The sequence below is a fragment of the Streptomyces cinnamoneus genome (assembly GCF_002939475.1).
GTDB lineage: Bacteria > Actinomycetota > Actinomycetes > Streptomycetales > Streptomycetaceae > Streptomyces > Streptomyces cinnamoneus_A.
The window spans coordinates 5065903-5091769 of the sequence record NZ_PKFQ01000001.1; the positions used below are offsets into that span (position 1 = coordinate 5065903).

The window sequence follows — 25867 nt, forward strand, 5'->3', positions numbered from 1 at the left end:
GCCGGGCCGGATAGGCTCTCGGCACGATGGACACCGACGCACAGCTTCCGGAGCGCGACCGCTCTCCCGAACCCGAAGGGGTGAAGGAGCAGGGGTCGCGCTCCTCGCGTTTTCCCCCGGCGTCCCCCCGGAGCCGGCCCGCCGCCGCGTGGCGGTGGCTCACCGGCGGCGGGCCCCTGCGCCGGGCCGGGCTGCTGCTGACCGTCTGCCTGGTCTCGTTGCTCCTGGTCAGCAACTACCTCGTGCAGCCCTTCCTCGTGCCCAGCGGCTCGATGCGCGGCACCCTCGAGGTGGGCGACCGGGTGCTGGTCGACAAGCTCGCCTACCGCTTCGGGGACGCCCCGCGCCGCGGTGACGTGGTCGTCTTCGACGGCCGGGAGTCCTTCGTCCAGGACGCCCCCTCGGAGAACGTCGTGACCGCGCTGATCCGCCGGGGCGCCTCCGCGGTCGGCCTGATGCAGCCGGCGCCGACCTCCTACGTCAAGCGGGTCGTGGGCGTCGGCGGCGACCGGGTCAGGTGCTGCGACCGGCGCGGACTGCTGGAGGTCAACGGGCATCCGGTGCTGGAGGACTATCTGTACCCGGGGGACGCCCCGTCGCAGGTGCCGTTCGACATCGTCGTGCCGGAGGGCAAGCTATGGGTCATGGGTGACCACCGAAGCGACTCCCGTGACTCCCGTGACCACCTGGGCGAGCCCGGCGGTGGCACGGTCCCGGTCGACCGGGTCATCGGGCGCGTCGACTGGATCGGCTGGCCGCTGGACCGGATGACCTCGCTCCGGCAGACCGGCGCCTTCGCGGACGTACCGGATCCGGGCCGGGGGGCCGGGCACGGCGGGATCCCGCATGGGTAGCCGGGGGCGGACCCACGCACCGACGCACGCCCGTACGCGGGAGGCGGACGGGGAGCGCGCCGGGGCCGCGCCCCAGACCGGCGGACGGGCGGAGCGGCGCAAGGCCGCCCGGCGGGTGAAGCGGCGGCGGCGCAGGTCGGTGGTCAAGGAGGTGCCGATCCTCATGGGCGTGGCGGTGCTGATCACACTGGTGCTCAAGACCTTCCTCTTGCAGGCCTTCGTCATCCCGTCCGGCTCCATGGAGCAGACCATCCGCATCGGTGACCGGGTGCTGGTGGACAAGCTGACGCCCTGGTTCGGCTCCCGGCCGGAGCGGGGGGACGTCGTCGTCTTCAAGGACCCGGGGCACTGGCTGGAGGGCGAGCAGTCGTCGTCCGGCTCCGACCCGGTGGGGATCAAGCAGGGCAAGCAGTTGCTGACCTTCATCGGCCTGCTGCCCTCCGCCGACGAACGGGACCTGATCAAGCGCGTGGTCGGCGTGGGTGGCGACACGGTCAAGTGCTGCGACGTCGACGGGCGGGTCACGGTCAACGGCACGCCGCTCCTGGAGCCGTACCTGCACCCCGGAAACCCACCCTCCCAGCTGAAGTTCGAGGTCGAGGTCCCCCGAGGGCGGATCTTCGTCATGGGCGACCACCGCTCGAACTCGGCGGACTCGCGCTACCACCTGGACGAACCCGGCCACGGCACCGTGGCGGAAAGCCAGGTGGTGGGCCGTGCGGTGGTGATCGCCTGGCCCTTCGGGCACGTGCGGCAGCTGGCGGAACCGGACACCTACGCCTCGGTGCGGGACGCGCCGCGCGCGAGCGCACGAACGGACGTATCGCCGCATAACGGAACCCTCACGGATCGGCAAGGATTGCTTCGTCTCCCGACCCCTGCGGAACTCTCGCTCGTTATGGGAGTGGTGGGCCTGCGTCGTGTGTGCGACAGGCGGGAGCGTGGAGTAAGGAGTGGACGTGGGGGATTTGGCGGTCGGCGCACGTTCCGGCCACGGAGAGCCCGAGAAGCGCCCCGGGACGGCTGAGGAGCCGCACCGCCGGGCGCCGGCGGGTGCGGCGCCGGAAGGGGCCAGGTCCCACGCGACGTACGGGCCGGCCGGGCCGGAAAGCGACGGTGGCACAGTGACGACACCCGGCGACGACCCCGCCGGCCCCGGCGGAACGGCCGGGCGGGACCCGGGACACCGGGACGGCCCCGGGGACGGGGCGCCGGGCGGGAGGAAGGACGAGAAGAAGCACCGGTCCTTCTGGAAGGAGCTGCCGCTCCTCATCGGGATCGCCCTGCTCCTCGCGCTGCTGATCAAGACCTTCCTGGTGCAGGCGTTCTCCATCCCGTCCGAGTCGATGCAGAACACCCTCCAGCGGGGCGACCGGGTGCTGGTGGACAAGCTGACCCCCTGGTTCGGCTCCCGGCCCGAGCGCGGCGAGGTGGTGGTCTTCCACGACCCGGGCGGCTGGCTCGGCGAGAGCCCGAGCGCAGAGACCGGGCCGGTGGCCGAGGGCTTCCAGAAGGTGCTCAGCTTCATCGGCCTGATGCCCTCCGCCGAGGAGAAGGACCTGATCAAGCGGGTCATCGCGGTCGGCGGGGACACCGTCGAGTGCAAGGGCGACAACGACCCGGTCGTGGTCAACGGCAAGGCGCTCAAGGAGCCCTACGTCTACCCCGGCAACACCCCCTGCGGCGACAAGCCCTTCGGCCCGATCACGGTGCCCAAGGGCCGGATCTGGGTGATGGGCGACCACCGGCAGGACTCCCTCGACTCGCGCTGGCACCAGGAGCTGGCGTACCAGGGCACGGTCTCGGAGGACGACGTGGTCGGGCGGGCGATCGTCGTCGCCTGGCCGCTGAACCGCTGGGCCACCCTGCCCGTCCCGGACACCTTCGACCAGCCGGGGCTGGCCGCGGCGGCCGCCGCCGCGCCCGCCGCGCTGGGGCTCGCGGGCGCGGTGCCGCTGGTGCTGTGGCGCCGGCGCCGGGCTCTTGGCCAGGACGCGCCGGCCGCGTCGGCCGGCCGTCCGGAGCAGGCGGCTCCGAGGGGCTGACGGGGCCCGTACCGCCGGGTAGTGTGCGATTCCATGCCCCAGGGCATGCGGAATCCGAACCTCCGCGCGGTGCGCCGCGCGGACCGACGTGCGGCGGGGGCGGAATTGAGCAGAGCGGTGAGCGACGGCCGGCGTGCCGAGGAGCACGCGGGCCACGGGTCGGGTGCCGACGGCCGCGGCCGCACGGGCAGGGTGCTGTCCGGGCTGGTCGTGGCCGTCGGCTGTGTGCTCTTCTTCGGCGGCTTCGCCTGGGCCGCCGTGCTGTACCGGCCGTTCACCGTGCCCACCGACTCGATGGAGCCCACCATCGGGCGCGGTGAGCGGGTCCTCGCCCAGCGCATCGACGGCGACGAGGTGCGCCGGGGCGACGTGGTGGTCTTCCGGGACAAGGTCTGGGGGGACTCGCCGATGCTCAAGCGGGTCGTCGGCGTCGGCGGCGACAAGGTCGCGTGCTGCGACGCGCGGGGCCGGCTGACGATCGACGGCGAGCCCGTCGAGGAGCCGTACCTCCGGTCGCAGGGCCCGGCCTCGCCCACCCCCTTCTCCGCCACCGTGCCCGAGGGCCGGCTCTTCCTCCTCGGCGACCACCGCGCCGACTCCCTGGACTCGCGCACCCACATGGCCGACGGCGGTCAGGGCGCGGTGGAGCGCGGGGCGGTCGAGGCGCGGGTGGAGGCGATCGCCTGGCCCTCCTCGTCCTGGGGCATGCTGGAGCGGCCCGGCTCCTTCGGGGCGCTGCCGGGCGGCACGTCGCAGCCGGGGCCGCTGCCGCTGACGGTGGCGTCCGTGATCGCGGGCGCGGTGTGCATCCTGGGGGGTGCGGCGTACGGGCCGGTGGCCGGTCTGCTGGCGCGGCGCGGGAAGGCGGTGAGGCCCGATGGATGAGGCCGTGGATCCCCGGGGGCCGCGCTCGCCGCGCAGGGCGGCCCGGGTGATCCTGCTCGACCCGCACGACCGGATCCTGCTGCTCCAGGGCTACGAGCCCGACGACCCGGCGACCACGTGGTGGTTCACTCCCGGCGGCGGGCTGGAGGGGGACGAGGACTGGGAGGCGGCGGCGCGCCGGGAGCTGGCCGAGGAGACCGGGATCACAGAGGTCGACCTGGGGCCGGTGCTGTGGCTGCGGAGCTGTTCCTTCCCCTTCGCCGGGCGCCGCTGGGACCAGGACGAACGCTACTTCCTGGCCCGTACCCGGCAGGAGCCGACCTGGACGGGCGGGGGGACGGAGCTGGAGCGCCGCAGCCTGATGGCCCTGCGCTGGTGGACCTGCGCGGAACTGCTGGCGACCCGTGAGACGGTGTATCCGACCAGGCTCGCCGGGCTGCTGCGCACGCTGCTCGACGAGGGCCCCCCGAGCTCGCCGGTGCTCCTGGAGACCGAGCGCGCCTGACGCACAATGGGGGGACGCACGGCTGAAGGGGAACATGCCATGAGCGCCGAGGACCTCGAGAAGTACGAGACCGAGATGGAGCTGAAGCTCTACCGGGAGTACCGCGACGTCGTCGGTCTGTTCAAATACGTGATCGAGACCGAGCGGCGTTTCTACCTCACCAACGACTACGAGATGCAGGTGCACTCGGTCCAGGGCGAGGTGTTCTTCGAGGTGTCCATGGCGGACGCCTGGGTGTGGGACATGTACCGCCCGGCCCGCTTCGTGAAGCAGGTGCGGGTGCTCACGTTCAAGGACGTGAACATCGAGGAGCTCAACAAGAGCGACCTCGACCTGCCGGGCACCTGACCCGGCGCCACCTGAGCCGGCGCCCCGTCGTCGGCGGTCCGCCCTGCGCTGTGCCCCTCTTCCGGGTGACCGGGTTATCCACAACCCACCGGTTGTCCACCAAGATCCAACAGCGGGGGGCGGGGGCCCCATAGTCGGCACCGGAGGTGGTGCCGATGAACGCCCGAGGGGGGCTCGGCAGGTACGGGGAGGATCTCGCCGCGCGCCGGCTGACGGAGGCCGGGATGACCGTGCTGGCCCGCAACTGGCGGTGCCGGGACGGCGAGGTCGACATCGTGGCGATGGACGGGGACGCCCTCGTCATCTGCGAGGTGAAGACCCGGCGCGAGGGGCCGTACGAACACCCGATGGGGGCGGTCACCCCGGCCAAGGCGGACCGCCTGCGCCGGCTCGCCGGACGGTGGCTGGAGCAGCACGAGGGCGTGCCGCCGGGCGGGGTGCGGATCGATCTGGTGGGCGTGAGGGTGCCCGGCAGGGGTGCGCCTGTCGTGGAGCACGCCAAGGGGGTGGCCTGATGGGTTTCGCCCGTACGTGCTCGGTGGCCCTGGTGGGGGTCGAGGGCGTGGTCGTCGAGGTGCAGGCCGACCTGGAGCCCGGGGTGGCGGCCTTCACGCTGGTGGGGCTGCCGGACAAGTCCCTGGTGGAGAGCCGGGACCGGGTGCGGGCCGCGGTGGTGAACTCCGGCTGCGAGTGGCCGCAGAAGAAGCTGACCGTGGGGCTGAGCCCGGCCTCGGTCCCCAAGAGCGGTTCCGGCTTCGACTTGGCGGTGGCGGTGGCGGTGCTCGGCGCCGCGGAGGCCGTCGCGCCCGCGGCCATCGCCGACCTGGTGATGATCGGTGAGCTGGGCCTGGACGGCGGGGTGCGTCCGGTGCGCGGTGTCCTGCCGGCCGTCCTCGCCGCCGCCGAGGCCGGCTACCGCCAGGTCGTCGTGCCGGAGCGGACCGCGGCGGAGGCCGCGCTGGTGCCCGGCGTCTCGGTGCTGGGGGTGCGCAGCCTGCGGCAGCTCGTCGCGCTGCTCACCGACGCCCCGGTGCCGGAGGAGGAGCCCCTGCGTGCGGGCCGTCCGGACCCGACGCTCGCGGGGCTGCTGGTGCCCGGCGCCGGAGTGGGCAGCGGCCTGGCCTCCGGCGGCCGGGCGGCCGGCGGGGACGGGCCGGACCTCGCGGACGTGGCGGGGCAGCACACCGCGCGGCTCGCCCTGGAGGTCGCCGCGGCCGGCCGCCACCACCTGCTGCTCTCCGGGCCGCCGGGGGCGGGCAAGACCATGCTCGCCGAGCGGCTGCCGGCGATCCTTCCGCCGCTCAGCCGGCAGGAGTCCCTGGAGGTGACGGCGGTCCACTCGGTGGCGGGCATGCTGCCGCCCGGCGAGCCGCTGGTGGCGACGGCGCCCTACTGCGCGCCGCACCACTCCGCGACGATGCAGTCCCTGGTCGGCGGCGGCAACGGCCTGCCCAGACCCGGCGCGGTCTCGCTGGCCCACCGTGGAGTGCTTTTTCTGGACGAAGCGCCTGAATTCAGCACTAAAGCCCTGGACGCCCTGCGCCAGCCGCTGGAGTCGGGGCACGTCGTGGTGGCGCGCACGGCCGGCGTGGTGCGGCTGCCCGCACGGTTCCTGATGGTGCTCGCCGCCAATCCGTGCCCCTGCGGGCGGCACACCCTCCACGGCACTGGTTGTGAGTGCCCCGCGTCGGTGATCCGCAGATATCAGGCCCGGCTCTCCGGTCCGCTGCTGGACCGGGTGGATCTGCGGGTGGAGGTCGAGCCTGTGCGGCGCGCCGAACTGCTGGGCGGGGGCGGGCCCGGGGAGCCGACGGCGGACGTCGCCGGACGCGTCGCGCGGGCCAGGCAACGGGCCGTCACCCGGCTGGCGGGTACGCCCTGGACCGCCAACAGCGAGGTCCCGGGCCATGAGCTGCGCACCCGCTGGCGGCCCGCGCCCGGCGCGCTCGCCGCCGCCGAGCGCGACCTGGAGCGTGGCCTGCTGACGGCCCGTGGGCTGGACCGGGTGCTGCGGGTCGCCTGGACCCTCGCCGACCTCATGGGACACGAGCGGCCCGACGCGGCCGACGTGGCGCTGGCCCTTGAGCTGCGCACCGGGATCGCCCGGGGCGCGCCGCTTCCGCCGCGGCCGGCCGCCCCGGTGCCGGCGCCGGCCGCGGTGGTGGGGTCCGAGCCGTGACCGGGGTGGTGAGCGAGGGGGAACGGCTCGCCCGGGCCGCCCTGACCCGGCTGACCGAGCCGGGTGACGAGGCCGTGGGGCGATGGCTGCGGCAGCTGGGGCCGGTGGACCTGATGCGCGGACTGACCGGGGCCGGGCCGCCGCCGGCGGGAGCGCGGGCGGACCGCCTCGCGGGCTGCCGGGCCCGGGCCGCCGGCCTCGACCCGGCCGGTGACCTCGCCGCGGCCGCCCGGCTCGGAGGGCGTTTCCTGTGTCCGGGTGACCACGAGTGGCCCACCCAGCTGGACGACCTTGGGGACGCCCGCCCCGTCGGGCTGTGGGTGCGGGGGAGCCCCGACGTGCGGCGGTGGGCGCTGCGCTCGGTCGCCGTGGTGGGCGCCCGTGCCTGCACCGGGTACGGCTCGCACGTCGCCGCCACCCTCGGCGCGGGGCTCGCGGAGCGCGGCTGGGTGGTGGTCTCCGGCGCCGCGTACGGGGTCGACGGGGCGGCGCACCGCGGGGCGCTGGCCGCGGGCGGGGCGACGGTGGCCGTGCTGGCGTCGGGGATCGACGTGCCCTATCCCCGCGGACACGCGGAGTTGCTCGGCCGTGTCGGGGAACAGGGTCTGGTCCTGGCCGAGTTGCCACCGGGCGGTCATCCCACCAGGAGCCGGTTCGTCCTGCGCAACCGCGTCATCGCCGCGTTGACGCGCGGAACGGTGGTCGTGGAGGCGGAGCTGCGCAGCGGCTCGCTCGTCACGGCCCGCCGGGCGATCGAGCTGGGCCGGCACACCATGGGTGTGCCCGGGCCGGTCACGTCCGGGCTCTCCGCGGGGGTGCACGAACTGCTGCGCGAGGGGGCGAGCCTGGTGACCGGCGCCGCCGACGTCATCGAACTGGTCGGCAGCATCGGGGACCTCGCCCCGGAGCGGCGGGGACCCGTCGTGCCCAGGGATCTGCTGGATGCGGACGCGGCCCGGGTGCTGGAGGCCGTGCCCGGCCGGGGCGGCGCGGGCGTCGCGGCGGTCGCCCGCGAGGCGGGCACGGGGGCGGAGCGCGCGCTCGCCAAACTGTACGAACTCCAGGCGCTGGGCTTCGTGGAACGACTGGGCGATCTCTGGCAGTTGGCTGACGCGTCGTCAACATCCGACACCCCCAAGCCCCCCGGACGACGCCCCGGTGCGCGGCGAGGCGGTGCTTGATTCGGGGTGATCGGGTGAAAGGGTTAAGGAGGTGACCACGGTGGCCGATACGGCGGATTCCGCGGGGCCGACGGGCGTGACGGCGGCCGTCGCAGCGGAGCGCGGCCCGCGGACGACTCCGCCCCCGGCCGCCCGTCGAAGTATCCGCGCATCCGAAGGAGCCTGCTCGCTCACCGCAGCGTCTCGGTCACGCTACGCTACGGGATTCCATCCATTCATACCAACCGATCCACGGACACAGCAGAACGGCTCAAGACGACGAATGCCCCAGCACACCTCCGGGTCCGACCGCGCGGCGGTGCCGCCAGCAGCGCGTGGCGCCGTGCGCCCTCCCGCGCCCTCGACGCTCGATGAGCTGTGGCGGTCGTACAAGGCATCGGGCGACGACCGGCTGCGGGAGCAGCTGATCCTCCACTACTCACCCCTGGTGAAGTACGTGGCGGGCCGGGTCAGCGTCGGGCTGCCGTCCAACGTCGAGCAGGCCGACTTCGTCTCGTCCGGGATCTTCGGGCTCATCGACGCCATCGAGAAGTTCGACCCCGACCGCTCCATCAAATTCGAGACCTACGCCATCACCCGCATTCGCGGCGCCATGATCGACGAGCTGCGCGCCCTCGACTGGATCCCCCGCTCCGTGCGCCAGAAGGCCCGTGCGGTCGAGCGCGCGTACGCCACCTTGGAGGCGGCGCTGCGGCGCACGCCCTCCGAGGCCGAGGTCGCCGCCGAGATGGACATCACGCTCGACGAACTGCACTCGGTCTTCAGCCAGTTGTCCCTGGCCAACGTGGTGGCGCTGGAAGAGCTGCTGCACGCCGGCGGCGAGGGCGGCGACCGGCTGAGCCTGATGGACACCCTGGAGGACACCGCCGCCGACGACCCGGTCGAGGTGGCCGAGGACCACGAGCTGCGCAGACTGCTGGCCCGCGCCATCAACACCCTCCCCGACCGGGAGAAGACCGTCGTCACCCTCTACTACTACGAGGGCCTCACGCTCGCCGAGATCGGCCACGTCCTCGGCGTCACCGAGAGCCGGGTCAGCCAGATCCACACCAAGTCCGTCCTCCAGCTCAGGGCGAAGCTCGCCGACGTCGGACGCTGAATCGTCCCTCCAGCGTCGTCCCCGGCAGGGCTTGTCCGTAAAGTGGGACCGTGCCCAGGATTCGAGCGGCCTCAGTGGCCGAGCACCGGACGATGCAGCGCGCCGCCCTGTTGGACGCCGCCCGCTCCCTGCTGTCCGAAGGCGGTACCGAAGCGCTCACCTTTCCCGCCCTCGCCGAGCGCACCGGACTCGCCCGGTCCTCGGTCTACGAGTACTTCCGCTCCCGCGCGGCCGTGGTCGAGGAGCTGTGCGCCGTCGACTTCCCCGTCTGGGCGGCCGAGGTCGAGGCGGCCATGGAACGGGCCGGTACCCCCGAGGGCAAGATCGAGGCCTATGTGCGGCAGCAGCTGGCGCTCGTCGGCGACCGCCGCCACCGGGCCGTGGTCGCCATCTCCGCCGGCGAGCTGGACGCCGGCGCCCGCGAGAAGATCCGCGCCGCCCACGGCGGGCTGATCGCGATGGTCGTCGAGGCGCTGCTCGCCCTCGGCCACGAGCAGCCCCGTCTGACGGCCATGCTGCTCCAGGGCGTGGTCGACGCGGCCGTCCGCCGCATCGAGCTCGGCGCCGCGGAGGAGCCGGACCGCATCACGGAGGCCGCGGTGGGCATGGCGCTGAGGGGCGTGCGCGGCTGATCGCCCCGGTCCGCCGACGTCCGGCCCCGGTCGCCGGGGGACCGCAGCGCGAGCCCTAGGGGGTGTCCGTCAGCGGCAGCAGCCTCGACGGCGGCCTCCGCAGCATCCACGCCGGCAAGAGGCTCAGCGGATCCAGATACACCTCCCCGCGCCGCAGCCCCCAGTGCAGACAGCCGGCCGAGGCGCCCCCCGCACCGCCCCGGCAGTGGGGGAGGACCCCCGCCTGGAGCACCCCCACGACATCCCCCGCCGCGACCCGGTCGCCCTCGCGCACCGTCGCCCGCACCGGCTCGTACGTCGTGCGCAGCCCGGGACCCAGCTCCACCGACACCACCCCCAGCCCCGCGACCGTGCCCGCGAAGGACACCCGCCCGGGGGCGGCGGCCCGCACCGGAGTGCCGGGCCGGGCCGCCAGGTCCACGCCGCGGTGCCCGGCCGCCCAGCGCACCGGCGGCGGGTCCCACGCCCCGACGACCAGGGGCCGGGGGCCGCGCGCCCCGGCGACCGGCCACGACCGGTCGGCACCGGCCGCCGCCGGCGGGCAGGCGAGCCAGGAGAAGAGGGCGGACAGCGTGCAGAGCACGAGGGTGCGCAGGGTGACAGTCGGTGGTCGTCGCATGACGCAACCGTCCCGTGGTGTCGCCGTACCGCGGGGATCTTGCTCGGGATCTGTGGACTACTCGCCGGTTGTGCACAACGCCGTCACCCGTGGGTTCTCCGGTCCCGTACACTTCTCATGGCGATCCGGGTCACCGGGTCGACTTCGCACGCCCCGCCACCGGCGCGTCAGACCCTCTCGGGCAGCACGGTGGCCGTGTCTCTCGGTCCGTGGAACGGCTCCTCGCAAGGGCTCCGTCCGCGGCGGGCGCATCGGGGCGTCAGGAGCGGCGGCCGCCCGGCCGTCGTGGAACCGAGTTTTTCAAGGAGCGCGGCCATGGCCGTCGTCACGATGCGGGAGCTGCTGGAGAGCGGCGTCCACTTCGGTCACCAGACCCGTCGTTGGAACCCGAAGATGAAGCGTTTCATCTTCACGGAGCGCAACGGCATCTACATCATCGACCTGCTCCAGTCGCTGTCGTACATCGACCGCGCCTACGAGTTCGTCAAGGAGACCGTCGCGCACGGCGGCTCCATCATGTTCGTCGGTACGAAGAAGCAGGCCCAGGAGGCCATCGCCGAGCAGGCGACGCGCGTCGGCATGCCCTACGTCAACCAGCGCTGGCTGGGCGGCATGCTCACCAACTTCTCGACCGTCTACAAGCGCCTCCAGCGCCTGAAGGAGCTCGAGCTCATCGACTTCGAGGACGTGGCCGCCTCCGGCCTCACCAAGAAGGAGCTCCTGGTCCTCTCCCGCGAGAAGGCCAAGCTGGAGAAGACCCTCGGTGGTATCCGCGAGATGCAGAAGGTGCCCAGCGCCGTCTGGATCGTGGACACCAAGAAGGAGCACATCGCCGTCGGTGAGGCGCGCAAGCTGCGCATCCCCGTCGTCGCGATCCTCGACACCAACTGCGACCCCGACGAGGTCGACTACAAGATCCCGGGCAACGACGACGCCATCCGCTCCGTCACCCTGCTCACCCGCGTGATCGCCGACGCCGTCGCCGAGGGCCTCATCGCCCGTTCCGGTGGTGCCGGTGAGGGCAAGGGCGAGAAGGCCGCCGGCGAGCCGCTGGCCGAGTGGGAGCGCGACCTGCTCGAGGGCGAGAAGAAGGCCGACGAGAAGCCGGCCGAGGCCGCTGCCGAGGCCCCTGCCGAGGCCGAGGCTGAGAAGCCGGCCGCGGACGCCGAGCAGGCCTGACGCTTTGCCGCACCGGACGACGGCGGGGGCGCGACGCCCCCGCCGTCGTCCGGCGGATCCACTGTCGGACCCCGTCAGCGGGACGGGAGCCGACAGGTGTGGTGACCTCAAGACGGACAGCCTGCCGGTGCCCCGGGCCCGGCACGGCGCAGTGCACGAGAAGGATTGAAGGATGGCGAACTACACCGCCGCTGACGTCAAGAAGCTCCGTGAGCAGACCGGCGCCGGCATGATGGACTGCAAGAAGGCGCTCGACGAGGCCGAGGGCAACCTCGAGAAGGCCGTCGAGATCGTCCGCGTCAAGGGCCTGAAGGGTGTGGCCAAGCGCGAGAGCCGCACCACCGAGAACGGCGCCGTCGCCTCCCTCATCGCCGACGACAACACCTCCGGTGTCATCGTCGAGCTGAAGTGCGAGACCGACTTCGTCGCCAAGGGCGAGAAGTTCATCGCCGTCGCCGACGCTCTGGCCGCCCACATCGCCAAGAGCGCCCCGGCCGACGTCGACGCCCTCATGGCCTCCGAGATCGAGGCCGGCAAGACCGTCCAGGCGTTCGTGGACGAGGCCAACGCCACCCTCGGCGAGAAGATCGTCGTGGACCGCTTCGCGCACTTCGCCGACGGCCAGGTCTTCGCCTACATGCACCGCACCGCCGCGGACCTGCCCCCGCAGGTCGGTGTCCTGGTCGAGCTGGACAAGGCCGACGCCGAGGTCGCCAAGGACGTCGCGCAGCACATCGCCGCGTTCGCGCCGAAGTTCCTCTCCCGTGACGCCATCCCGGCCGACGTCGTGGAGAACGAGCGCCGCGTCGCCGAGGCCACCGCGCGCGAGGAGGGCAAGCCCGAGGCCGCCCTGCCGAAGATCGTCGAGGGTCGCGTCACCGGCTTCTTCAAGGAGCAGGTCCTGCTGGACCAGGCGTTCGCCAAGGACAACAAGAAGTCCGTCCAGAAGGTTCTGGACGAGGCCGGTGTCACGCTGAAGCGCTTCGCCCGCATCCGCGTCGGCGCCTGAGCCGTCCGCAGCAGCGAATGACCCACGACCCGCTAGGGTCGTACGCAGCCGACCGTCCACCGGCCGGCCGCTGATGTGACGAGGAGGCCATTGCCGCAGAGGGAACCGAAAGGATCCATCCGGCAATGGCCTTCTTCGTATGTGCACGAGGAGAACTGCAATGAACCAGGGTGCGGACGCCAAGCAGGCCACCGACGACACCAGCGCCGAGCCGGGCCAGCGGCGCCGGTTCCTGCTGAAACTGTCAGGTGAGGCCTTCGCCGGCGGCGGCGGGCTCGGTGTCGACCCCGATGTCGTGCACGCCATCGCCCGTGAGATCGCCGCCGTGGTCCGCGAGGGCTACGAGATCGCCGTCGTCATCGGCGGCGGCAACTTCTTCCGCGGCGCCGAGCTCCAGCAGCGCGGCATGGACCGGGCCCGTTCGGACTACATGGGCATGCTCGGCACCGTGATGAACAGCCTGGCGCTCCAGGACTTCCTGTCCAAGGAAGGCGTGGAGACCCGGGTCCAGACCGGCATCACCATGGGCCAGGTCGCCGAGCCGTTCATCCCGCTGCGCGCCGTGCGCCACCTGGAGAAGGGCCGCGTCGTGATCTTCGGCGCGGGCATGGGCATGCCCTACTTCTCCACCGACACCACCGCCGCCCAGCGCGCCCTGGAGATCCACGCCGAGGCGATCCTCATGGGCAAGAACGGCGTCGACGGGATCTACGACTCGGACCCGAAGAAGAACCCCGACGCGGTGAAGTTCGACGCCCTCGAGTACAGCGAGGTGCTGGCCCGCAACCTCAAGGTCGCCGACGCCACCGCCATCAGCCTGTGCATGGACAACAAGCTGCCGATCCTCGTCTTCGAGCTGCTCGCCGAGGGCAACATCGCCCGTGCGGTCAAGGGTGAGAAGATCGGCACGCTGGTGAGCGACCAGGCGACGCGGGCCTGACCGGCCCGTAGCCGACCGGACCCGCCGTCGCGGGCCACGGACGGCAACTCCGTGCCCGGGGAAGACCTCGGCACGGGGATGGACAACTGCCTGCCGGTCGGACACCGTGCAGGAGTAGACGCGCGCAGGGGCGAGGCTCTGCTTACTGATAACACCAGGAGCAAGTGGTGATCGAAGAGATCCTCCTCGAGTCCGAGGAGAAGATGGAGAAGGCCGTTGTGGTCGCCAAGGAGGACTTCGCGGCGATCCGCACCGGGCGTGCGCACCCGGCGATGTTCAACAAGATCGTGGCGGACTACTACGGTGCGCTGACGCCCATCAACCAGCTGGCGTCGTTCTCGGTGCCCGAGCCGCGCATGGCCGTGGTCACCCCGTTCGACAAGACCGCCCTGCGCAACATCGAGCAGGCCATCCGGGACTCCGACCTGGGCGTCAACCCCAGCAACGACGGCAACATCATCCGGGTGACCTTCCCGGAGCTCACCGAGCAGCGCCGCCGTGAGTACGTCAAGGTCGCCAAGACCAAGGCCGAGGACGCCAAGGTCTCGATCCGCTCCGTCCGCCGCAAGGCCAAGGACGCCCTCGACAAGCTGGTCAAGGACAAGGAGACCGGCGAGGACGAGGTGCGTCGCGCGGAGAAGGAGCTCGACGACACCACCGCGAAGTACGTCGCGCAGGTGGACGAGCTGCTCAAGCACAAGGAAGCCGAGCTGCTCGAGGTCTGATGAACGACGCATCCTGGGGAGCCCCGCCGCGCGCCGGACACTGGGGGGCCACCGATCACGGACCCTCCACCCGGCTGCGCGGGGAGGTGCCCCCGGCCCCGGCGGGTCCTCTGCACGGGGCGGGCGATGCGGCGCAGACTCGGCCCATGCCCATCGTGTCCGACGCTGGCGGAGACCAGGACGACCGTGACCGGGGGGCCGCACACACCGGCGGTCCCCTGTTCCGCGATGAACAGGAGCCCGACATCCGGCCGCAGGAGCCTGCCGCCCCCCAGGGGGGCAAGGCGAAGAAGAGCGCAGGCCGCGATCTGCGGGCCGCGATAGGAGTGGGGGTCGGCCTCGGGGCCGTCATCCTCGCCTCCCTGTTCATCTACAAGCCCGTCTTCCTCGGTGTCATCGTGCTTGCCGTGGTGGTCGGGCTGTGGGAGCTGACCTCCCGGCTCGCCGAGCGCAAGGGCATCAAGGCTCCCCTGGTGCCGCTGGCCATCGGCGGCGCCGCGATGATCGTCGCCGGCTACGTGAGCGGCACCGAGGGGTCGTGGGTGGCCATGGCCTTCACGGCCCTGGCCGTGCTGGTCTGGCGGATGACGGAGTCCCCGGACGACTACCTCAGGGACGTCACGGCGGGCATCTTCGTCGCCTTCTACGTGCCGTTCCTCGCCACGTTCGTGGCGCTGATGCTGGCCGCCGGCGACGGCGCCTGGCGGGTGCTGACCTTCCTGATCCTGACGGTCGTCAGCGACACCGGGGCGTACGCGGTGGGCTGGCGGTTCGGACGGCACAAGCTCGCGCCGCGCATCAGCCCCGGCAAGACCCGTGAGGGCCTCGTCGGCGCGGTGCTCTTCGCGATGGTGGCGGGCGCGCTGTGCATGCAGTTCCTCATCGTCGACGGCGTGTGGTGGCAGGGCCTGCTGCTCGGCTTCGCGGTGGCGGTCAGCGCCACGCTCGGCGACCTCGGCGAATCCATGATCAAGCGGGACCTGGGCATCAAGGACATGGGTGCCCTGCTGCCGGGTCACGGCGGGATCATGGACCGGCTGGACTCGCTGCTGCCGACGGCGCCGGTGGTGTGGCTGCTGATGGTGGCGTTCGTCGGGTCCTGAGTCCCCGGCCAGGGCTCTCACCTGGGCTTTTCCTCACGAGGGAGCCCGTCGTCCACAGGACGGCGGGCTCCCTCGTTTTGTCTGCGACACTGGTAGAACCATGCCTGCACCTGGAGAACTCACTTTCGTCGCCCCCCGCGGAGCCAAGCTGCCCCCGCGGCACCTCGCCGACCTCTCGCCCGCCGAGCGCCGCGAGGCCGTCGCCGCCATCGGCGAGAAGCCCTTCCGCGCGAAGCAGCTGTCCCAGCACTACTTCGCGCGGTACGCCCACGATCCCGCGGCATGGACGGACATCCCGGCGGCCTCCCGCGAGAAGCTCGCGGCCGACCTGCTGCCGGACCTGATGAGCGTGGTGCGGCACATCTCGTGCGACGAGGACACCACCCGCAAGACCCTCTGGCGCCTGCACGACGGCAAGCTCGTCGAGTCCGTGCTGATGCGCTATCCCGACCGGGTCACCATGTGCATCAGCTCCCAGGCGGGCTGCGGCATGAACTGCCCGTTCTGCGCCACCGGCCAGGCGGGCCTCGACCGCAACCTGTCGACCGCCGAGATCGTCCACCAGATCGTCGACGGCATGCGCGCGCTGCGTGACGGCGAGGTGCCCGGCGGGCCGGCGCGCCTGTCCAACATCGTCTTCATGGGCATGGGCGAGCCGCTGGCCAACTACAAGCGCGTCGTCGGCGCCATCCGCCGGCTGACCGACCCCGAGCCCGACGGCCTGGGCCTGTCCCAGCGCGGCATCACCGTCTCCACCGTCGGCCTGGTGCCGGCGATGCACCGCTTCGCGGACGAGGGCTTCAAGTGCCGTCTCGCCGTCTCGCTGCACGCCCCGGACGACGAGCTGCGCGACACCCTCGTGCCGGTCAACACCCGCTGGAAGGTCCGCGAGGTCCTCGACGCCGCCTGGGAGTACGCGGAGAAGTCCGGTCGCCGGATCTCCATCGAGTACGCCCTGATCCGCGACATCAACGACCAGGCCTGGCGCGGTGACCTGCTCGGCCGCCTGCTCAAGGGCAAGCGGGTGCACGTCAACCTGATCCCGCTCAACCCCACGCCGGGTTCGAAGTGGACGGCTTCGCGGCCGGAGGACGAGCGTGCCTTCGTGGCGGCGATCGCGGCTCACGGCGTGCCCGTGACCGTGCGCGACACCCGTGGCCAGGAGATCGACGGCGCATGCGGGCAGCTGGCCGCCGCCGAGCGCTGATACTGTCCACCTGCGGTCAACCGCACAGCAAAACGTGACATAAATGAACATTCCGACAGGGGAGCGCACACAGCGCTGAGAGTGCGGCACGGCCCGCAGACCCTCGGACCTGATCCGGGTCATACCGGCGTAGGGAGTCAGCACCACCATGAACACCAACCTTCGGCGTGCCCTGAGCGCTGCCCTCGTGACCGCGCTCGGCGCCGGCGGCCTCGCCGCCTGCGGGGGCGGCGACGGTTCGGGCGGTGACGGGGACAAGACCGTCACGCTCGTGTCGCACGACTCCTTCGTGGCGTCCGACGAGGTCCTCGCGGAGTTCACCAAGGAGACCGGCTACAAGGTCAAGGTGGTCAAGGGCGGCGACGCGGGCGCGGCCGTCAACCAGGCCATCCTCTCCAAGAACCACCCGCAGGGCGACGTCTTCTTCGGCGTCGACAACACCCTGCTGTCGCGGGCGCTGGACAAGGGCCTGTTCGCGTCCTACGAGGCCAAGGGCCTGGACCGCGTCCCCGGCGCCCTCCAGCTGGACTCCTCCCGGCACCGCGTCACGCCCGTCGACTACGGCGACATCTGCGTGAACTACGACCGCGCCTACTTCGCCGACAAGAAGCTCGCGCCGCCGCAGAGCTTCGCCGACCTGGTCAAGCCGGAGTACAAGAACCTCCTGGTCACCGAGAACGTCAAGACGTCCTCGCCGGGCCTCGCCTTCCAGCTCGGCACGATCGCCGCCTTCGGCGAGGACGGCTGGCAGGACTACTGGAAGAAGCTCAAGGGCAACGGCGTCGAGGTCGTCGACGGCTGGGAGCAGGCCTACAACAGCCGCTTCTCCGGCTCCGCCACGGGCCGCAAGGCCAAGGGCGACAAGCCGCTGGTCGTCTCCTACGCCTCCAGCCCGCCGGCCGAGGTCATGGGCGCCGAGCCCGCGCCCGAGGAGGCCCCCACCGGGGTCGCCACCGGCACCTGCTTCCGGCAGATCGAGTTCGCCGGGCTGCTGAGCGGCGCGAAGAACACCGAGGGCGGCAAGGCCCTGATCGACTTCCTGGTCGGCAAGAAGTTCCAGGAGGACATGCCGCTCCAGATGTTCGTCAACCCCGCCAACCAGGACGCCCGGCTCCCGGAGCTCTTCACCAGGTACGGCGTCAAGGTCGAGAAGCCGGCGACCCTGGACAAGGAGCGGATCGCGGAGCACCGTGACGAGTGGATCAAGACGTGGTCCTCGCTCGTCCTGAAGTAACCCCGGCCACCGGGCGCACGACCCCGAAGGCCGGGCGCGCGGGCGCCCGGCGGACCGCGACGCGGCTCGGCCTGATGGCCGTGCCGCTCGCGTTCTTCGGGGTCTTCTTCGCCTACCCCGTCGCCTCGATCGTCTCCCGCGGCCTGAAGGACGGCGGGCGGTGGCAGTTCGCCCGGGCCGGCGAGGTGCTCACCGATCCCGCCATCGGCCACGTCCTGTGGTTCACCACCTGGCAGGCGGCCGCCTCCACCGCCCTGACGCTCGCCCTCGCGCTCCCCGGCGCCTACGTCTTCGCGCGGTTCGACTTCCCCGGCAAGCGCCTGCTGCGGGCCGTGGTCACCGTGCCGTTCGTCCTGCCGACGGTCGTCGTCGGCGCGGCCTTCCTGGCCCTGCTCGGGCACGGGGGACTGCTGGACGAGCTGTGGGGGGTGCGGCTGGACACCACGGTCTGGGCGATCCTCCTCGCCCACGTCTTCTTCAACTACGCCGTGGTCGTCCGGACCGTCGGCGGGCTGTGGGCCCAGCTCGACCCCCGCCAGGAGGAGGCGGCCAGGGTGCTGGGCGCCGGCCGCCTCGGGGCCTGGCGCCGGGTGACGCTGCCCGCGCTCGCCCCGGCCGTGGCGGCGGCCGCCCTGATGGTCTTCCTCTTCACCTTCACCTCCTTCGGCGTCGTCCAGATCCTGGGCGGTCCCCGCTACGCCACCCTGGAAGTGGAGATCTACCAGCAGACCGCCCAGCTGCTCGACCTGCCCACGGCGGCGGTGCTCACCCTGGTGCAGTTCGCCGCCGTGGCCGCGCTGCTGGCCGTGCACGCCCGGACCGTGCGCCGGCGCGAGGCGACGCTGCGGCTCGTCGACGCCGCCCGCACCGCCCGCCGGCCCCGGGGCGCCGCCGAGTGGACGCTGCTGGGCTCCGTCCTCGCCGTCGTCGCCCTGCTCGTCCTCCTTCCCCTCGCCGTCCTCGTCCTGCGGTCCTTCGACGGGCCGGACGGCTACGGCCTCGCCTTCTACCGCGCGCTGGGCTCGGCGGGCGCCGGCGGCGGCACCCTCGTGGTCCCGCCGCTGGAGGCCGTCGGCAACTCCCTGGCCTACGCCCTGGCCGCCACCGCCATCGCCGTGGTCGTCGGCGGCCTCGCCGCAGCCGCGCTCACCCGGCGTGAGGGCCGGCTGGTGCGGGGCTTCGACGCGCTCCTGATGCTGCCGCTCGGCACGTCCGCCGTGACCGTCGGCTTCGGCTTCCTGATCGCCCTGGACGAGCCCCCGCTGGACCTGCGCACGTCCTGGATCCTGGTGCCGCTGGCCCAGGCGCTGGTGGGCGTGCCCTTCGTCGTACGGACGGTGCTGCCGGTGCTGCGGGCCGTCGACGTCCGGCTGCGGGAGGCCGCGGCCGTGCTGGGCGCGTCCCCGCTGCGGGCCTGGCGCGAGGTCGACCTGCCGCTGGTGGGACGGGCGCTCGCGGTGGCGGCGGGCTTCGCGTTCGCGGTCTCGCTCGGCGAGTTCGGGGCGACCGTCTTCATCGCGCGCCCGGACAGCCCGACCCTGCCGGTGGCCGTGGCCCGGCTCGTCGGCCGCCCCGGCGAGTTCAACTACGGCCAGGCCATGGCCCTCAGCACGATCCTGATGCTGGTGTGCGCGGTCGCGCTGCTGCTGCTGGAACGTGTCCGCACCGACCGTACGGGGGAGTTCTAGATGTCCATGCTGCGGCTCGAAGGGGTGACCGTGCGCTTCGGCGAGCGCGCGGCGCTGGACGCGGTGGACCTGGAGGTCGCCGAGCACGAGATCGTCTGTGTGCTCGGCCCCAGCGGCAGCGGCAAGTCCACCCTGCTGCGGGTCGTCGCCGGCCTGCACGGGGCGGACGCCGGCCGGGTGTTCCTGGCCGGTGAGGACCAGACGGGCGTCGCCACGCACCGGCGCGGCGTGGGCCTGATGTTCCAGGACCACCAGCTCTTCCCACAGCGGGACGTGGCGGGCAACGTCGCCTTCGGGCTGCGCATGCGGGGCACCGGCCGGGCCGAGGCCGGGCGCCGGGTGGCCCGCCTGCTCGACCTGGTCGGCCTGCCGGACGCGCAGCGGCGGCCGGTGGGGGCGCTGTCGGGCGGTGAGCAGCAGCGCGTCGCCCTGGCCAGGGCGCTGGCCCCCGAGCCGCGGCTGCTGATGCTCGACGAGCCCCTCGGCCAGCTGGACCGGAGCCTGCGCGAGCGGCTGGTCGTCGAGCTGCGGGAGCTGTTCGGCCGGCTGGGGACGACCGTACTGGCCGTCACGCACGACCAGAGCGAGGCCTTCGCGCTGGCGGACCGCGTGGTGGTGATGCGGGACGGGCGGATCGCGCAGGCCGGTACGCCGCTGGAGGTCTGGCAGCGGCCCGCGTCGGAGTTCGTGGCGCGCTTCCTCGGCTTCGACAACGTGGTCGCGGCGACCGTGCGCGGGGACGCCGCGGACACGGTGTGGGGGACGCTGCCGGTGCCGGCGGGTACGGCGCAGGGAGAGTGCCGGCTGCTGGTGCGGCCGGCGGGCGTGCGGCTGGTGCCCGTGGCCGAGGGCCTGGCGTGCGAGGTGACCGCGCGGACGTTCCGCGGTGACCACGTGGTGGTGCGGCTGCGGCCGGCCGACGGCCCCGGGATCGAGGCGGCGTGCCCGCTCGGCGGGGCACCGGAGGCCGGCGACCGGGTGGGTGCCGCCTTCGTGGCGGACGAGGTCGTGGCGCTCCCCTGACCCGCTGGGCGCGCCTCGCTCCGCACCGGGGCGCGGCGGCCTCCCACGCCGGACGGGCTGGGCCTCCAGCCCGTCCGGCGTCGTTTCAGGAGACGGTCGTCGGCTCGGGCCGCCGCTCCTCGTCCCGCGTCTCCGGCGCACCCCCGTGGGCGTCCGGTTCGCCGAACCAGGCGACGGCCACCGCGCCCGCGACCGCCAGGAGGAAGCCCAGGACCGCGACCCAGGCGAAGCCCTCGCGGGAGGCGTCGCCGAGCCACATGACGCCGATGATGCCGGGCAGCACCGTTTCGCCGACGACCAGCGCGGCCGTGGCGCCGTTGACGGAGCCGATCTGCAGGGCGACGGTGTGGAGGTACATGCCGACGCCACCGGCTATGAGGATGGCGTAGAGCGCGGGGTCCGCGAGCAGGGTGGGCAGGTCGAAGGGGTCGATGCCGTCGAGGATGCGGACGCCCACGCCGATGGCGCCGAAGCCGAGGCCGGAGAGGAGACCGGCGAGGATCGCGGCCCGCGAACCGAGGAAGTGCACGGCGATCCAGCCGCCGCCCATCAGGACGGTGGAGACGATCAGCAGCCACCAGTGGGTGGACCGCGCGGCCTCACCGCTGCCCTCGTGGCCGGCGGCGGTCGCGAGCAGCACCAGGGCCGAGCAGACCACGCCGATCGACAGCCACTCCCTGCGGTTCAGGCGGAGCCCCAGCATCTTGACGCTCAGCAGGGCGGTGACGATCAGGTTGGCGCTGATCACGGTCTGGGAGAGGAACAGCGGCAGCATCCGGGCGGCGAGCGCACCCAGGGCGAAGCCCACGAAGTCCAGGACCGTACCGACCATGAACTCCCAGGTCACCGCGGCTTTCGCGGTGGACGACAGACTGGGGCCGCCATGCTGGGTGGTGCCCGAGGCGGAGGCCGTGGCGGCCTCCCTGCGGGCCGACTTGCGCGACCCCACGGCTTGCAGGACGGATCCTGTGCCGTAACACGCGGAGGCCGCGACAGCCGTGACAAGGCCGATGATCACCAATTGCTCCGTTCGCCTGATGCCCGTCCTGCTTCTGAAGCAGACGTACTTCTGAAGGGACGAGCTTTTCGGCGTCGGAGTTGCCTTGGGTCAAGGATTGGTCAAGAACTGTGACGGGTGGGTCGTCCGCCGGCCCCCGCCCGGCCGGTCCGCCGGGCGTCGGACCGGCCTCAGCGGGTCAGGGGCAGCGTGGTCAGCTCCGCGATCACCCAGGTCAGCGGGGCGAGGACGGCCAGCAGGACGCAGGCCCGCACGGCTGCCGCACCGCGCAGCAGGGACGTGGGGATGCCCAGGCGCAGCAGCGCCGCGGCCGTACGGGCCCGGGAGCGGCGGGTGTCCAGGGCGGCGGTGACGGCCGTGGCCGTCGCGCAGGCCATGACGACGGCCGCCCCCAGCCCGGTGAGCGGCCCGAAGGGGCCCGGCCCGGACCGGTCCCACGCCGTGCCGTACAGCTGGACGGCCGCCAGCGCGCCCGAGGCCACCGCGCACAGCACGCCGAGCGGCCGCCCCAGGGGCTTCGCCGCCTCCTGCAGTATCCGGCCGGCCAGCATCCGCACCGGCCCCGGCCGGCCCGCGGCGAGCAGCGCGCCGGACCAGTGTGTCAGCCCCGGGCCCGCCACGACGAGCCCCAGGGAGGCCAGGAGCCAGCCGCCCAGGAGGGCCGGGGAGGTGCCGCCCTCCTGGCCGGGCAGGGTCAGCAGGCGGTCCGGGGCGGGGGCGGGGGCGCGGCCCACGTACGCCTCCAGGGCCAGGCCGCAGGCGATGACCGCGACGCCCCAGGGCAGCCCGGCGTAGCCCCGCGAGGGCTCGCGCGGCGCGGGCGGGGTGCCGCGGCGGGAGGCGGCCCGGCCGGAGCGGAGCCTCCCGCGGGGGCGCAGCGCGAGGACGCACGCGCCCGACGCCAGCGCCGGGAGCAGCCCGAGCAGCGTCAGGGCGCCCGCCCACGGCAGCGGGGCGTCGGCGTCGAGCGCCCCGGCGGCGGCACCGCTGAGCGGTGTGCCGCCCAGGTCGCCGCGGAGTTCGAGGTAGGCCAGCAGGGCGGCCGCCCCGCCCAGTCCGCAGGTCAGGGCCGTCGAGGCCGCCGCCAGGAACGACAGCCGCACCGGGCCGAACCCGATCGCGTCCATGCCGTCCCGGGGCCGGGTGGCCGGATCGGTGCGTGCAACGGCGACGGCGAACTGCACCGCGGCCGCCAGTGGCACCGCGCACCACAGGAGTCGCACGACCGACTCGTGGGTGGCCTTCGGGTGCGCCACCGCGTAGCCCAGGGCGCTCAGCAGGAGGAAGCCGACCGCCGCCGCGGCGACCGCCACCAGCAGCCGCCGCAGCAGGACGAGCAGACGCGCGCCGCGCGCTAGGCGGAGACTGAGCACGCGGCCCTGCCCTCCCCGCCGGGGGCCTCGGGCGCCGGGATCGCGCCGCCCCGGCGGCCGTCGACGAGGGTGACGGTGCGGTCGGCGAGGGCCGCGTTCTCCTCGTCGAGGGTGGCCAGGACGACCGTGATCTGGTGCGAGCGGGCGGCCGTGGTCAGCGTGCGCAGGACCTGGGCGCGGTCGGCGGTGTGCAGGGGCGCGGTGGGCTCGTCGGCGAAGACGACGGTCGGCTCGCCCGCGAGGGCGCGGGCGATGGCCACGCGCTGGCGCTGGGCCTGGGTCAGGGCCGCCGGACGCTTGCGGGCGCAGTCGCCGACGTCGAGGCGCTCCAGCCATTCGCCCGCCGTGCGCTTGGCCGCGCGGTGGCCGATGCCGCGCGCCAGCAGGGGCAGGGCGGCGTTCTCCCAGCCCGTCAGCTCGGGCACCAGGTGCGGCTCGGTGTCGATCCAGCCGAACCGCTCCCGGCGCAGGCGCTCGCGCGCGGAGCGGGAGAGGGTGTGCACGGGGGCGCTGTTGAACCACACCTCGCCGGGATCCGCCAGAAGCTGCCCCGACAGGCATTTGAGGAGCGTGGTCTTGCCGGCGCCCCGGGGCCCGGTCACCGCGAGGATCTCGCACTCGCGGACGCCGACGGAGACGCCCGTGAGGGCGGGGGAACCGTTGTACGAATAGTGCAGACCGCGTGCCCAGAGCACGTCGTTGTCCGGCGGGGCCACCATATTCGAGCACCTCGGGTCGCTGAGAGGGTCCGTTCCCCTGTCCGGGTGAACGAACCGGAGGCCATTGGGTCACTGGCACCGTACGGAACCGGGATCCTAGCCCTCGTCCAGGCTCGGCGCTGGAGGGCCTCATTTCCTTCCATCAGCTCATAGGCCGGCTCGCCCGTCTGTGCCGCGGCCCGCGCACGCGCGGGGGAGTGGTCGCGCGTACGCGGGCCGGCGGGGACGGGCCGCGGAGGAGGGGGGTGCCCGTCGGGTGGAGGGCCCGTCAGATCTTCGTCCACGCCTCCGTGAGGACCCCGCGGACGATCTGCTCGATCTCGTCGAACGTCGACTGGTCGGAGATCAGCGGCGGCGACAGCTGGATGACCGGGTCGCCGCGGTCGTCGGCACGGCAGTACAGGCCGTTCTCGAAGAGCTCCCTGGAGACGAAGCCGTAGAGCAGCCGCTCGCACTCCTCCGCCGTGAAGGACTCCTTGGTGGCCTTGTCCTTCACCAGCTCGATGCCGTAGAAGAAGCCGTCGCCGCGCACGTCGCCGACGATCGGCAGGTCGTGCAGCCGGGCGAGGGTGGCGCGGAAGGCCGACTCGTTGTCGAGGACGTGCTGGTTCAGCCCCTCGCGCTCGAAGACGTCGAGGTTGGCGAGCGCGACGGCGGCCGAGACCGGGTGCCCGCCGAAGGTGTAGCCGTGCAGGAAGGTGTTGCCGCCCTTGAAGAAGGGCTCGGCGACGCGGTCGGAGACCACGGCCGCGCCGATCGGGGAGTAGCCGGAGGTCATGCCCTTGGCGCAGGTGATGATGTCCGGGACGTAGCCGAACTTGTCGCAGGCGAACATCGTGCCGAGGCGGCCGAAGGCGCAGATGACCTCGTCCGAGACCAGCAGCACGTCGTGCCGGTCGCAGATCTCGCGCACCCGCTGGAAGTAGCCCGGCGGGGGCGGGAAGCAGCCGCCCGCGTTCTGCACCGGCTCCAGGAAGACGGCCGCGACGGTCTCGGGGCCCTCGAAGAGGATCTGCTGCTCGATCTGGTCGGCGGCCCAGCGGCCGAAGGCCTCGGGGTCGTCGCCGTGGAGCGGCGCCCGGTAGATGTTGGTGTTCGGCACCTTGTGCGCGCCGGGGACCAGGGGCTCGAAGGGGGCCTTGAGAGCCGGCAGGCCGGTGATCGACAGGGCGCCCTGCGGGGTGCCGTGGTAGGCGACGGCCCGCGATATGACCTTGTACTTGGTGTGGTTGCCGGTCAGCTTGTGGTATTGCTTCGCCAGCTTCCACGCGGTCTCGACCGCCTCGCCGCCGCCGGTGGTGAAGAAGACCTTGTTCAGGTCGCCGGGGGCGTGGTGCGCCAGCCGCTCGGCCAGCTCGACGGCCTTGGGGTGGGCGTAGCCCCACACCGGGAAGAAGGCCAGTTCCTGGGCCTGCTTGTGGGCGGCCTCGGCCAGCTCGACGCGGCCGTGGCCGGCCTGGACCACGAACAGTCCCGCCAGGCCGTCCAGGTAGCGCTTGCCCTTGTCGTCGTAGATGTACGTGCCCTCGCCGCGCACGATCGTGGGGACGGGGGCGTTCTCGTACGACGACATGCGGGTGAAGTGCATCCACAGGTGGTCGTACGCAGTCCTGCTGAGGTCCTTGCTCACGGCTATCGGGTTCCCCATGTGTAGGTCTGTTTGCGGAGCTTGAGATAGACGAAGCTCTCCGTCGAGCGCACGCCCGGCAGGGTTCTGATGCGCTTGTTGATCGTCTCCAGCAGGTGGTCGTCGTCCTCGCAGACGATCTCGATGAGGAGGTCGAACGAGCCCGCGGTCACGACGACGTACTCCACTTCGTCCATCGCGGTCAGGGCGTCGGCGACCGGGTCGAGGTCCCCGTCGACGTTGACGCCGACCATCGCCTGCCGCCGGAGCCCGACGGTGAGGGGGTCGGTGACGGCGACGATCTGCATCACGCCCTGGTCGAGCAGCTTCTGCACGCGCTGGCGCACCGCCGCCTCGGACAGTCCGACGGCCTTGCCGATCGCCGCGTAGGGACGGCGTCCGTCCTCCTGGAGCTGCTCGATGATCGCCAGGGAGACGGCATCGGTCGGCGGCGTGCCGTGCACGCCCTTCGGATCTGCGCTACGAGTGGCCACGAGCCCCACTGTGCATGAGGACTCAGCGGTGTGGCAAGCGTAGAGCGATGAAATCCGTTGTGGATCTCGTGCGAAATAACTGATTCCGTTGTTCATGGCTGGTGGGTATGTCGAAAGCGTCGCCCTCCTGACTAGGCTGTGTCCGTCTCACCCAGCGGACCGACGCCGGGGGACATCCAAG

Annotated in this window: 26 protein-coding genes and 1 riboswitch; of the genes, 20 read left to right on the forward strand and 6 right to left on the reverse strand. The window is 72.7% G+C overall.

Annotated elements, in window-relative coordinates:
* Positions 1-26: 26 nt before the first annotated feature.
* The 11 genes from lepB (CYQ11_RS22810) (at position 27) to CYQ11_RS22860 (ending at position 9728) form a co-directional block, all read left to right on the forward strand.
* Positions 27-854, forward strand: coding sequence for a signal peptidase I (lepB, locus tag CYQ11_RS22810; protein ID WP_099200984.1), 828 nt, complete (start codon positions 27-29; stop codon positions 852-854).
* Positions 847-1881 (forward strand): signal peptidase I, encoded by a 1035-nt coding sequence (gene lepB, locus CYQ11_RS22815; protein WP_099200983.1) that lies wholly within the window; start codon positions 847-849, stop codon positions 1879-1881. The genes lepB (CYQ11_RS22810) and lepB (CYQ11_RS22815) overlap by 8 nt, the downstream gene beginning before the upstream one ends.
* Positions 1823-2899, forward strand: coding sequence for a signal peptidase I (gene lepB, locus CYQ11_RS22820; RefSeq protein ID WP_099200982.1), 1077 nt, complete (start codon positions 1823-1825; stop codon positions 2897-2899). The genes lepB (CYQ11_RS22815) and lepB (CYQ11_RS22820) overlap by 59 nt, the downstream gene beginning before the upstream one ends.
* Positions 2900-3016: 117 nt before the next feature.
* Complete coding sequence (lepB, locus tag CYQ11_RS22825; protein WP_398781197.1) at positions 3017-3784, forward strand: signal peptidase I; 768 nt, start codon at positions 3017-3019, stop codon at positions 3782-3784.
* Positions 3777-4289 (forward strand): NUDIX hydrolase, encoded by a 513-nt coding sequence (locus tag CYQ11_RS22830; protein WP_099200981.1) that lies wholly within the window; start codon positions 3777-3779, stop codon positions 4287-4289. Before lepB (CYQ11_RS22825) ends, CYQ11_RS22830 begins: the two co-directional genes overlap by 8 nt.
* A 39-nt stretch (positions 4290-4328) precedes the next feature.
* The gene (locus tag CYQ11_RS22835) at positions 4329-4637 is read left to right on the forward strand and encodes a DUF2469 domain-containing protein (RefSeq protein WP_071965846.1); all 309 of its coding nucleotides are present in this window, start codon (positions 4329-4331) and stop codon (positions 4635-4637) included.
* Positions 4638-4792: 155 nt separating this feature from the next.
* Positions 4793-5152: a YraN family protein gene (locus CYQ11_RS22840; protein ID WP_099200980.1), complete on the forward strand. Its 360-nt coding sequence runs from the start codon at positions 4793-4795 to the stop codon at positions 5150-5152.
* Complete coding sequence (locus CYQ11_RS22845) at positions 5152-6816, forward strand: YifB family Mg chelatase-like AAA ATPase (protein ID WP_099200979.1); 1665 nt, start codon at positions 5152-5154, stop codon at positions 6814-6816. The genes CYQ11_RS22840 and CYQ11_RS22845 overlap by 1 nt, the downstream gene beginning before the upstream one ends.
* A complete protein-coding gene (dprA, locus tag CYQ11_RS22850) occupies positions 6813-7997 on the forward strand; it encodes a DNA-processing protein DprA (protein WP_240003552.1) in 1185 nt (394 codons plus the stop codon). Before CYQ11_RS22845 ends, dprA begins: the two co-directional genes overlap by 4 nt.
* A 262-nt stretch (positions 7998-8259) precedes the next feature.
* Positions 8260-9096, forward strand: coding sequence for an RNA polymerase sigma factor WhiG (gene whiG / locus CYQ11_RS22855; RefSeq protein ID WP_099200978.1), 837 nt, complete (start codon positions 8260-8262; stop codon positions 9094-9096).
* Positions 9097-9170: 74 nt separating this feature from the next.
* On the forward strand, positions 9171-9728 hold the full coding sequence (locus CYQ11_RS22860; protein WP_099200977.1) for a TetR/AcrR family transcriptional regulator: 558 nt from the start codon (positions 9171-9173) through the stop codon (positions 9726-9728).
* A 55-nt stretch (positions 9729-9783) separates the two neighbouring features.
* On the opposite strand, the gene CYQ11_RS22865 is transcribed toward CYQ11_RS22860, so the two are convergent.
* Positions 9784-10347: a murein hydrolase activator EnvC family protein gene (locus CYQ11_RS22865; RefSeq protein ID WP_099200976.1), complete on the reverse strand. Its 564-nt coding sequence runs from the start codon at positions 10345-10347 to the stop codon at positions 9784-9786.
* Positions 10348-10662: 315 nt separating this feature from the next.
* Between CYQ11_RS22865 and rpsB the strand changes: the two genes are divergently transcribed.
* From rpsB to CYQ11_RS22910, 9 genes are all read left to right on the forward strand, one after another.
* The gene (gene rpsB / locus CYQ11_RS22870) at positions 10663-11526 is read left to right on the forward strand and encodes a 30S ribosomal protein S2 (RefSeq protein ID WP_099200975.1); all 864 of its coding nucleotides are present in this window, start codon (positions 10663-10665) and stop codon (positions 11524-11526) included.
* A 172-nt stretch (positions 11527-11698) separates the two neighbouring features.
* Positions 11699-12535 (forward strand): translation elongation factor Ts, encoded by an 837-nt coding sequence (tsf, locus tag CYQ11_RS22875; protein WP_099200974.1) that lies wholly within the window; start codon positions 11699-11701, stop codon positions 12533-12535.
* A 160-nt stretch (positions 12536-12695) separates the two neighbouring features.
* Positions 12696-13475: a UMP kinase gene (gene pyrH, locus CYQ11_RS22880; RefSeq protein WP_099200973.1), complete on the forward strand. Its 780-nt coding sequence runs from the start codon at positions 12696-12698 to the stop codon at positions 13473-13475.
* Between the two features lie 167 nt (positions 13476-13642).
* Positions 13643-14200, forward strand: a complete 558-nt coding sequence (gene frr / locus CYQ11_RS22885) for a ribosome recycling factor (protein ID WP_099201632.1) — start codon at positions 13643-13645, stop codon at positions 14198-14200.
* Positions 14200-15303 (forward strand): phosphatidate cytidylyltransferase, encoded by a 1104-nt coding sequence (locus CYQ11_RS22890; RefSeq protein WP_099200972.1) that lies wholly within the window; start codon positions 14200-14202, stop codon positions 15301-15303. The genes frr and CYQ11_RS22890 overlap by 1 nt, the downstream gene beginning before the upstream one ends.
* Before the next feature lie 100 nt (positions 15304-15403).
* Positions 15404-16510, forward strand: a complete 1107-nt coding sequence (rlmN, locus tag CYQ11_RS22895; protein ID WP_099200971.1) for a dual-specificity RNA methyltransferase RlmN — start codon at positions 15404-15406, stop codon at positions 16508-16510.
* Between the two features lie 47 nt (positions 16511-16557).
* Positions 16558-16663: riboswitch (TPP riboswitch) on the forward strand.
* Positions 16659-17744: a thiamine ABC transporter substrate-binding protein gene (locus tag CYQ11_RS22900; RefSeq protein ID WP_099200970.1), complete on the forward strand. Its 1086-nt coding sequence runs from the start codon at positions 16659-16661 to the stop codon at positions 17742-17744. Its footprint overlaps the riboswitch before it by 5 nt.
* Positions 17745-17818: 74 nt before the next feature.
* Entirely contained in the window at positions 17819-19432 is a 1614-nt protein-coding gene (locus CYQ11_RS22905; protein WP_181143754.1) for an ABC transporter permease, read from the forward strand.
* Entirely contained in the window at positions 19433-20455 is a 1023-nt protein-coding gene (locus CYQ11_RS22910; RefSeq protein WP_099200968.1) for an ABC transporter ATP-binding protein, read from the forward strand.
* 85 nt (positions 20456-20540) lie between these two features.
* Here the strand turns inward: CYQ11_RS22910 and CYQ11_RS22915 are convergent, their stop codons facing one another.
* The 5 genes from CYQ11_RS22915 to CYQ11_RS22935 form a co-directional block, all read right to left on the reverse strand.
* Positions 20541-21473, reverse strand: coding sequence for a DMT family transporter (locus tag CYQ11_RS22915; RefSeq protein WP_099200967.1), 933 nt, complete (start codon positions 21471-21473; stop codon positions 20541-20543).
* 170 nt (positions 21474-21643) lie between these two features.
* Positions 21644-22846, reverse strand: coding sequence for a hypothetical protein (locus tag CYQ11_RS22920; protein WP_181143755.1), 1203 nt, complete (start codon positions 22844-22846; stop codon positions 21644-21646).
* Positions 22828-23565, reverse strand: a complete 738-nt coding sequence (locus tag CYQ11_RS22925) for an ABC transporter ATP-binding protein (RefSeq protein ID WP_099200966.1) — start codon at positions 23563-23565, stop codon at positions 22828-22830. Before CYQ11_RS22925 ends, CYQ11_RS22920 begins: the two co-directional genes overlap by 19 nt.
* A 268-nt stretch (positions 23566-23833) precedes the next feature.
* Positions 23834-25213, reverse strand: coding sequence for an aspartate aminotransferase family protein (locus CYQ11_RS22930; RefSeq protein ID WP_099200965.1), 1380 nt, complete (start codon positions 25211-25213; stop codon positions 23834-23836).
* On the reverse strand, positions 25198-25686 hold the full coding sequence (locus tag CYQ11_RS22935) for an Lrp/AsnC family transcriptional regulator (RefSeq protein WP_099201630.1): 489 nt from the start codon (positions 25684-25686) through the stop codon (positions 25198-25200). Before CYQ11_RS22935 ends, CYQ11_RS22930 begins: the two co-directional genes overlap by 16 nt.
* Positions 25687-25867 lie beyond the last annotated feature (181 nt).